This is a genomic window from Sphingobium sufflavum (assembly GCF_021403115.1).
Lineage (GTDB): Bacteria > Pseudomonadota > Alphaproteobacteria > Sphingomonadales > Sphingomonadaceae > Sphingobium > Sphingobium sufflavum.
Map to the genome: position 1 here is coordinate 46,503 of NZ_JAJSSH010000020.1, position 7,941 is coordinate 54,443.

Here is a 7,941-nt window from a genome sequence, read left to right on the forward strand (position 1 = left end):
CCGATCCGCCGGAGATCGTGCAGCCTCATCGCAAGTGGGATGATGCCTGATTGACCCTGCCTCGCCCCACCCTGGGCGTCCGCGCCGCGATCCGAAAGCAGGGCGTCGCTGTCTTCAACGACAGGCAGCGGGGTGAGACCCCGGTTGTTCGAGGATCGATCATCGAGGCGCTTCGCGAGGCGATGGAGAAGGCGGCGGCGGAGGGCGATTTCGAAGCCGCAGCTATTCTGCGTGACAGGATCAGCCTGTTACGAGGCGCAAGCCCCGGTTTGGTTCCCGCCGACATTGATTCCACGGGCTTGGTCCGACAACAACCTGGCGCGATGGGCCTTGGCACCAGCCAGCAACGTATGACGCCTCCCCTATGACTAATGGCCAGTCTCGCAGGGGCAAGGGTAGAAAGCTGGGCGAGTAGAGAAACGGCCGAAGATTGCCTGCTTCGGGCGAACGCTTGAGCAGGCGCCCCGGACAAGGCACCTAATCATGCCCGGGCTAACTCGTCACGTCTCTTTCAGCGTCAGGATAGAGCGCTCGACACCGGTCGAGGGCACCAGGTTTTGTGGTAGCGTGAAGCGAGGGCCAAACGCCGTGAAGTCGAGGTGATTGCAGAGAAAGACGTGGCACAATCACCATTACAGCATCGGTCCATGAGTGAGCGGCGCAGCAAATGAAGCTGGTAACTGAACCGGAAAAGCAGCGTGCGGTAGCCGGGATATTATGGCTGAGGGGCGACCCCCAGCAGCATTTGAAAGCTGCCCGGATAGACTTAAAGTAACCGTTCCTTCGACATTGGAAATAACCCGGCTTGGGCAGGCGAGCCTCGCAGCATTTCAGCCAGCTTCATATTCTCTTTCGCCGCTGCGATAGTCAGCCGCCGATCGGCGACGAGTCTTCCCGATCCTTTGCCGGATAGTCATCCGGCTTTACGATGCTGACGTTCGGACGATCCTCTACCTCTTCAGGTTTTTCGGCAGCCCCGGTGGTTGGATCGTTCGTTTCTGCGTCCGGCCGTGCATCACCAAGGGGGCCGCGGACGCCGTCATTGCGAGCCACGTCTTCACGGGAATTGTCGCGGGCTGCGTCGTCCTTGGGTGTCGCATTTGTCATGGTCATCTCCGTTGGTTAGGAGTTTAACGAGACGGTTTTGAAGACGTTCCGCCTCATATAAGCACTTGCTGGATTTGGAGTTGATTGGTCCGGACCACAAATTGTTGGTCTTCCGCATGGAGAACTGATTTTGCAGCAATCTGACGGAGCTGGAAACCGAACATGTCCTTCTAGCCTTTGCCGCCGAGACCCGGTCACGGTCCTGATGCCCCACATTGCTCCTGGCATTTGACATGTAGATCCCTGTCAGACGCCAAGATTTGAAGCCATTTTTCTTCTGCTCTTGGGCTGCCGAGCCAGCTAGAAGCAGCCCCGCGTCGCGAGGCCGCTCTCAAGAGAGGCCTGTAGCGGTCGACCGAAAACTGATAGGGTCCGCCGACGCTGCCACAAAACTCGAGCAAGCCTCTCGCCTCCCACCGAAAAGAGCCAGTCCAAGGCGTCCATCCAGCGAGTGGGCCAAACGCCCTGATCGAGGTTAGCGTAAGGATGAATTTGCTGAAATGGTGCAACCGCCGCGCATGCGGCGAGTTTTGCCCATCGAATACCAGGAGCATCCGCGCAGCTTTCTGGGCGGGCTCCTCATAAAGACGAGGAGCATATATGGCCAGGAAGCCCACCGCCGGAACGTCAAAAGCCACACCCGCAGCGAAGATCATTCCCGCAGACGTCGCCCCAGGTGCGCCGTTCTCGGGAGAATCTCCGCAGAAAGCATCGCCCATTCCCGCTGATGCGATGCTTTCCGAAAGCTTTGCTGAGCCGCAGGCGGGTGGGGGTGAGACGCACCAGACAGCTGGTAATGGCGTAGCGACGCTGACCACGCAGCACGGCGTTCCCATTGCCGATGATCAGAATAGCCTGAAGCAGGGCGCGCGTGGGCCTATCCTGCTCGAAGATTTTCACTTCCGCGAAAAGATCTTCCATTTCGATCATGAGCGAATTCCCGAGCGCGTTGTCCACGCTCGCGGCTACGGCGCGCATGGTTTCTTCGAGTTGACTGATAGCCTGGCCGATGTGACGCGAGCTGACATATTCCAGCGAGTGGGCGAGCGCACGCCCGCATTCGTCCGTTTTTCGACTGTGGCAGGCTCAAAAGGTTCCTTTGACCTGGCGCGCGATGTGCGCGGGTTTGCGGTCAAGCTCTACACGCAGGAAGGCAACTGGGATCTCGTCGGCAATAACATCCCGGTCTTCTTCATCCAGGACGCTATCAAGTTTCCCGACCTGATCCATGCAGCAAAGCCGGAGCCGGATCGCGCTTTCCCGCAAGCCCAGACGGCCCATGACAATTTCTGGGACTTTATCAGCCTGACGCCAGAAAGCATGCACATGGTCATGTGGATCATGTCGGATCGCACTATCCCGCGATCGTTCCGCACCATGGAAGGCTTTGGCGTTCATACCTTCCGGCTCGTTGATGCCGAAGGCAAATCGACCTTCGTCAAATTCCACTGGAAGCCGAAGCAGGCCCTCCAATCCGTCGTGTGGAACGAGGCCGTCAAAATCAATGGCGCGGATCCCGACTTCCACCGGCGTGATCTGTGGGACGCGATCAATGGCGGCGATTTCCCGGAATGGGAGCTGGGCGTCCAGCTGTTCGATCAGGAGTTTGCGGACAGCTTTGAATTCGACGTTCTCGACGCAACCAAAATTATCCCCGAGGAAATCTTGCCTGTGCGGATTGTCGGACGCCTCGTCCTCGACCGGGTAGTGGATAATTTCTTTGCCGAGACCGAGCAGGTCGCGTTCTGCACCCAGAACGTGCCCCCCGGCATCGACTTCACCAACGATCCGCTTCTGCAGGGTCGCAATTTCTCCTATCTCGACACGCAGCTCAAGCGCCTGGGTGGTCCAAACTTTACCCATATTCCGATCAATGCGCCCAAATGCCCCGTCGCTCATTTCCAGCAGGACGGGCATATGGCGATGACCAACCCCAAGGGCCGAGTCAATTATGAGCCCAACAGCTGGGGCGCGACGCTGGGCGGACCTCGTGAAGATCCCGTTCGCGGCTTCACCAGTTTTGCCGCGACAGAGGAGGGACCGAAGCTCCGCATCAGGCCGGAAAGCTTTGCCGATCATTATAGTCAGGCCCGCCAATTTTATGTCAGCCAGCTGCCGATCGAGCAAAAGCATATCGTCGACGCTCTGGTTTTTGAACTAAGCAAGGTCGAGCGGCCTGATATCCGCGCACGAATGGTCGCTCACCTCCTCAACATCGACGAGGGGCTCGCGGCGAAGGTTGCAGACGGTCTCGGTCTTCCTGCACTTCCACCACCGGCGCAGGCGGCTCGGCCTACGATTGCAAATCTGGCGCCGTCAGCTGCGCTTTCAATCGTGGCGAATGGACCGCCGACCTTTAAGGGTCGCAAGCTGGGCATATTGCTAAGCGATGGCGCGGATGCTGGCCTTTTTGACGGGCTCGTCAAAGCCATCACCAAGGTTGGCGCCGTTTACGAGGTCATCGCACCAAAGATCGGCGGTGTGACGCTTTCGGACGGGACAAAGGTAGCGGCCAAGCAAAAGATCGACGGCGGGCCCTCAGTGCTCTTCGATGCGGTCGCAGTCGTCGTCTCGGAAGCAGGCGGTGCCATGCTCGCAACCGACGCAGCCACACAAGACTTCGTGCGAGACGCGTTTGGGCATTGCAAGTTCATCGGCCTCACGCAGGAGGCAGAGCCTATCTTTGCTAAAGGCGGCATTGCTTCGGACCTCGACGAAGCCTGTATCGCGCTCAAAACCGCAAAGGATGCGGCAGCCTTTGTCGATGCGATAGCCGCGCTGCGTCACTGGCCCCGGGAGCTGAAGGTCGATCTCGATGCAAAATGAGGTGCAACCAGCGGCCCCTCCCGCAAATGACGACATCGTGCCTCCGCTGCCGTCCCCGCAGCGCATCCAGGAACTCCTCTTCGACGCGGCCCGACTGGGCCGCGTCGATGTGATACCGGCGTTGCTGCATGCTGGAGCTAACATCTCGGGCTATGATCAGAAGGGGTACACAGCGCTGATCCTCGCAAGTTACGGTGGTCAGGCGGAGGCGACCGAGCTTCTACTCCACCACGGCGCCTCTGTGGATCAACCGGATGAGATCCGAGGAAACACAGCGCTGATGGGCGTATCCTTCAAGGGTTATACCGAAATTGCCAAAATGCTGCTTGGTGCAGGCGCGGACCCCCATGCAAAGAACCGGGCCGAGCAGACGGCTCTTATGATGGCCGCCATGTTCGGGCACAGCGCCATAGTCGATCTGTTGCTGGCTGCCGGCGCCCAGCCTTCCACATGTGATGTTGCAGGCAACACGGCAATTTCGGTTGCCCGCCAGCAGCATAATGACATCATGGTCGCGCGCTTGACAGACCGGGGAGGCGGAGTCTGACGGACCCCTCATCTGTCTGGGACGGATGAAAGCCATTCATTCGCTGAAGCGATCGAATAGCTCCTCCCCACAACAGCCGCGCACCCGAATAGAAAGCGGCGACTTCGACCACGATTGGATCGGTTTAGCTACCACGGAACTGCCGCTTTGCTGCAACGTATAACGCTGGGTAGGTCTGGCTGAACGGAGGGAAAATGTCTCGGCTGGTGGTGGTTTCCAATAGAATACCAACGGGAGCTACGCCCTCCGGCGGTCTTGTTGTTGCGCTTCATGACGCTCTGTCACAGTCGGGAGGCTGCTGGATAGGGACTTCAAACGAAACCGGCGAGAAGCCCGGCGCGCTGGAGCAAATTGCTGGCCAACCTTACACGAGGATGGCCTTCCAGCTTACCGAAGAAGAGATGGTGGGATATTATCTCGGGTTCGCTAACTCGGTTCTTTGGCCGCTTTGTCATCGCCGCGTCGATCTGGTTAGGCTGTCCCTTCCGGATTTCGCAACCTACCAGGCCGTCAATCGACGTGTAGCCCGCTTGGTGGCAAATACAATCACGCCTGAAGACGTCATCTGGATCCACGACTATCATTTCATTCCGTTGGCCCGCGCATTACGGGATCTTGGTGTGACCAACAGAATTGGCTTTTTTCTCCACATTCCTTTTCCCGTGCTTTCTGATCTAGCCATATTGCCCGAGCCGGCTGCCTTTGCCGCATGGCTGGCGCACTATGATTTGATCGGCCTGCAAACGAGAGGCGACGTAGCGCGCTGTCTCGAAATGTTCCGCGCCGATCCCAGGGCCGAGTTTTTGACGGACGGCAGCATCAAGTTCCAAGAGCGTGTCACGGCGGTCAGGTCCTTCCCCATCGGTATCGACGTCGAAGGATTCCAGGCAGATGCGGAGCGGACGGGTTCCAACCTCTTTGGATCGGATAACCCGGAAAGGTTCGTGATCGGTGTCGATCGGCTCGATTATACGAAGGGCCTTCCCAATCGTTTTGAGGCATTTGGTCGCTATCTCGAGCTGCGACCTGAGGGGAGCCGTCCCTGCCTCATTCAGATCGCGCCACCCACCCGTCAGGAGGTGCAGGCTTATCAGGAGATCACGGAGGAGCTTCAAGGCATTACAGGCCGCATAAATGGGCGATTTGCTGAATTGGACTGGACGCCGATCCGCTTTATCAACCGTTCAGTCGATCGCTCGAGACTGGCCCGCCTTTATCGCTGCGCGCAGGCCTGTCTTGTGACGTCTCTCGCCGACGGCATGAACCTGGTTGCTAAGGAATTTGTGGCGGCTCAGGATCCGGAAGATCCAGGGGTTTTGATTTTGTCACGCTTCGCCGGCGCCGCTGAAGACATGGTGGATGCACTCCAGGTAAATCCTTACGACCGGGAGGATATGGCAGCGGCGATCGACTTGGCGTTCAGGATGCCTCTTGAAGAACGCCAGCGTCGTCACGTGAATTGCATGGATGTCGTCCGAAGGACCGATAGCGCTTTGTGGAGCAAGAATTTCCTCGCCGTTCTCAGGTCGATCCCGGTGCAGGTCCCTCTTGACGTCGGCTCCCTTCATTCGTCGGGTGGAATCGTGGTAGGTCACCGGGCACATCTCGGACGTCGATCTGAGTGGAAAGGAAAGGCTGTCAGGCCGCCGCTGCGCTAACGAAACGCACCTTATCGCGAAACCAAATGATGGGAGAGTAAGCCGTCACACAAATGTAACGGCTGGGGTCAATGGCCAGCGATTCTTGTGTAGAGTCTCATCAGAGGAGAATATTCGTAATGAAGCTCTCGATCCATGCCCGGCTCGACTATGATTTTCCTTATCCTACCGACGCTCTACTGCAAGTGGAGGCGGCAGCAATTCCCGAGCAGCAAATCCTGTCTGCGCACATCGACATTACCCAAGGAGAGCATTTTGCCCGGGTGCCTGCGCATAATCAGATTGGGGAACGCATATGGCTGCGGCTTCAGGGGCAGCTCGTTGTAGATTATCGGGCGACGATCCAAATCAACCGCATCCTGACCGAGTGCCTCAATCTGCCAAAGGTGCCAACCCACTTGCTGCCAGGTGAGACTGTGGAATATCTCATGCCATCGCGTTATTGTCCTTCTGACCAATTTCAGAATTTTGTGAGTTCCGAGTTCGGCACGCTTCACGGTGGCGAGCGTGTCATCGCCATGCGGGACTGGATCCATAGCCATTTCTCTTACGTGCCCGGGTCGAGCGATTCGGCAACGACGGCGCTCGATACCTTCGTCAATCGCCAGGGCATATGCCGTGACTATGCCCATGTTCTCATAACATTTGTGCGCGCGTCCGGCATTCCGGCGCGAATAGCGAGCGTGTACGCGCTCGGTGTAGAGCCCCCAGATTTTCACGCGGTCGCTGAAGTGTTCCTTGGCGGCGAATGGCATCTCGTCGACGCTACCGGCATGGCGCAGGAGGCAGCTATGGCCAAAATAGGGGTTGGCCGGGATGCAGCAGACGTCGCGTTCCTGACGGCCTATGGTCAAGCCAAGATGAATGGCCAATCGGTACAGGTCCAACCAGCCTGACCGACCAGTCCTAACAGAAACTAGAGCGCCCACGGACCCGCTGCGCAAGCAGCAGGGTTAGCGTTCCGAGGCTCAGGGCGGATCCAACAGGCACCCGACATTTCGGTCAGTTCTGTGCATACAAGTAAGCTGCCATATCCCTCGCTTCGCGTGGCCGGACAGCTTGTTCCGGCATGCCGCTTCCTGGCCGCAGCTTTTGTGGATGCAGGAGCCAAGCCGTCATCGTCGCGGGATCATTGGCGAGCGAACCCGCCAAAGCGGCCCGCTGGCCGACATGGGTAAGGTCGGGCCCAACCTTGCCGAGCGCGCCATCAATGCCGGGAATGACGTGGCAGCTTCCGCAAGCGTAACGCTCGATCGCCGTATGGCCCCGACCCTGGTCGCCACCGGTGATCATCTCGGCCCGGTCCCGATGCCGCGCCTGCGTTTGAATATACATGCCGGCACCGGTGATGACGGCGACGAAGACGCTAAGGCCGATCAGCAGGATAAGCCACCGCAGGCTTGTGGGGATCTGCCGTCTAGCCATGGGCAGGTCTCAACAGACGTCGCATCACGAGGAGGGCAGCGACCGCATGGACAAGACCGCCCGGAACCCACATGAGAAGCCCCGCCAGCTCTTGGTCTTCTGCGGGGGTCAAACCGAACGGGGCAAGGCCGAGCCGCGCGTAACCTGAATACCAGGGGCTTGTCGCGAAGGCCATCAGGGCCCCGAGCGCACCGGAGACGATGGATGTGGCAACGAGGCACAGCGCGGCAACGGGTTCCGCTGTCCTGCGGTGTAAATAGGCGTCGAACCGGGACCCCATATCGGCGTGCAATAGGGACCCCCTTTTCGGGTTGCCAGGCGGTTGTCCCGGTAGTCCATAGGAGGGACCCACGGCCGGCGCTGCGCGCCCCCCAAGCG

At 58.8% G+C, this 7,941-nt stretch carries 8 protein-coding genes; 5 read left to right on the forward strand and 3 right to left on the reverse strand.

Going from position 1 to position 7,941, the window contains the following annotated elements:
• Positions 1-50 precede the first annotated feature (50 nt).
• On the forward strand, positions 51-368 hold the full coding sequence (locus tag LWE61_RS20870) for a UvrB/UvrC motif-containing protein (protein WP_326490673.1): 318 nt from the start codon (positions 51-53) through the stop codon (positions 366-368).
• A 499-nt stretch (positions 369-867) separates the two neighbouring features.
• Here the strand turns inward: LWE61_RS20870 and LWE61_RS19530 are convergent, their stop codons facing one another.
• Complete coding sequence (locus tag LWE61_RS19530) at positions 868-1,107, reverse strand: hypothetical protein (RefSeq protein ID WP_234152321.1); 240 nt, start codon at positions 1,105-1,107, stop codon at positions 868-870.
• 732 nt (positions 1,108-1,839) lie between these two features.
• Between LWE61_RS19530 and katE the strand changes: the two genes are divergently transcribed.
• From katE to LWE61_RS19550, 4 genes are all read left to right on the forward strand, one after another.
• A complete protein-coding gene (gene katE / locus LWE61_RS19535; protein ID WP_407696272.1) occupies positions 1,840-3,933 on the forward strand; it encodes a catalase in 2,094 nt (697 codons plus the stop codon).
• Entirely contained in the window at positions 3,923-4,480 is a 558-nt protein-coding gene (locus LWE61_RS19540; protein ID WP_234152323.1) for an ankyrin repeat domain-containing protein, read from the forward strand. The genes katE and LWE61_RS19540 overlap by 11 nt, the downstream gene beginning before the upstream one ends.
• Positions 4,481-4,674: 194 nt before the next feature.
• Positions 4,675-6,138 carry an alpha,alpha-trehalose-phosphate synthase (UDP-forming) gene (locus LWE61_RS19545; protein ID WP_234152324.1) on the forward strand — a complete coding sequence of 488 codons (1,464 nt, stop codon included), beginning with the start codon at positions 4,675-4,677 and terminating at the stop codon, positions 6,136-6,138.
• Positions 6,139-6,257: 119 nt separating this feature from the next.
• Positions 6,258-7,034: a transglutaminase-like domain-containing protein gene (locus LWE61_RS19550; RefSeq protein WP_234152325.1), complete on the forward strand. Its 777-nt coding sequence runs from the start codon at positions 6,258-6,260 to the stop codon at positions 7,032-7,034.
• 106 nt (positions 7,035-7,140) lie between these two features.
• Here LWE61_RS19550 and LWE61_RS19555 read toward each other — a convergent pair whose 3' ends face one another.
• Positions 7,141-7,563, reverse strand: a complete 423-nt coding sequence (locus LWE61_RS19555) for a c-type cytochrome (RefSeq protein WP_234152326.1) — start codon at positions 7,561-7,563, stop codon at positions 7,141-7,143.
• A complete protein-coding gene (locus LWE61_RS20990; protein WP_407696273.1) occupies positions 7,556-7,843 on the reverse strand; it encodes a cytochrome c oxidase assembly protein in 288 nt (95 codons plus the stop codon). Before LWE61_RS20990 ends, LWE61_RS19555 begins: the two co-directional genes overlap by 8 nt.
• Positions 7,844-7,941 lie beyond the last annotated feature (98 nt).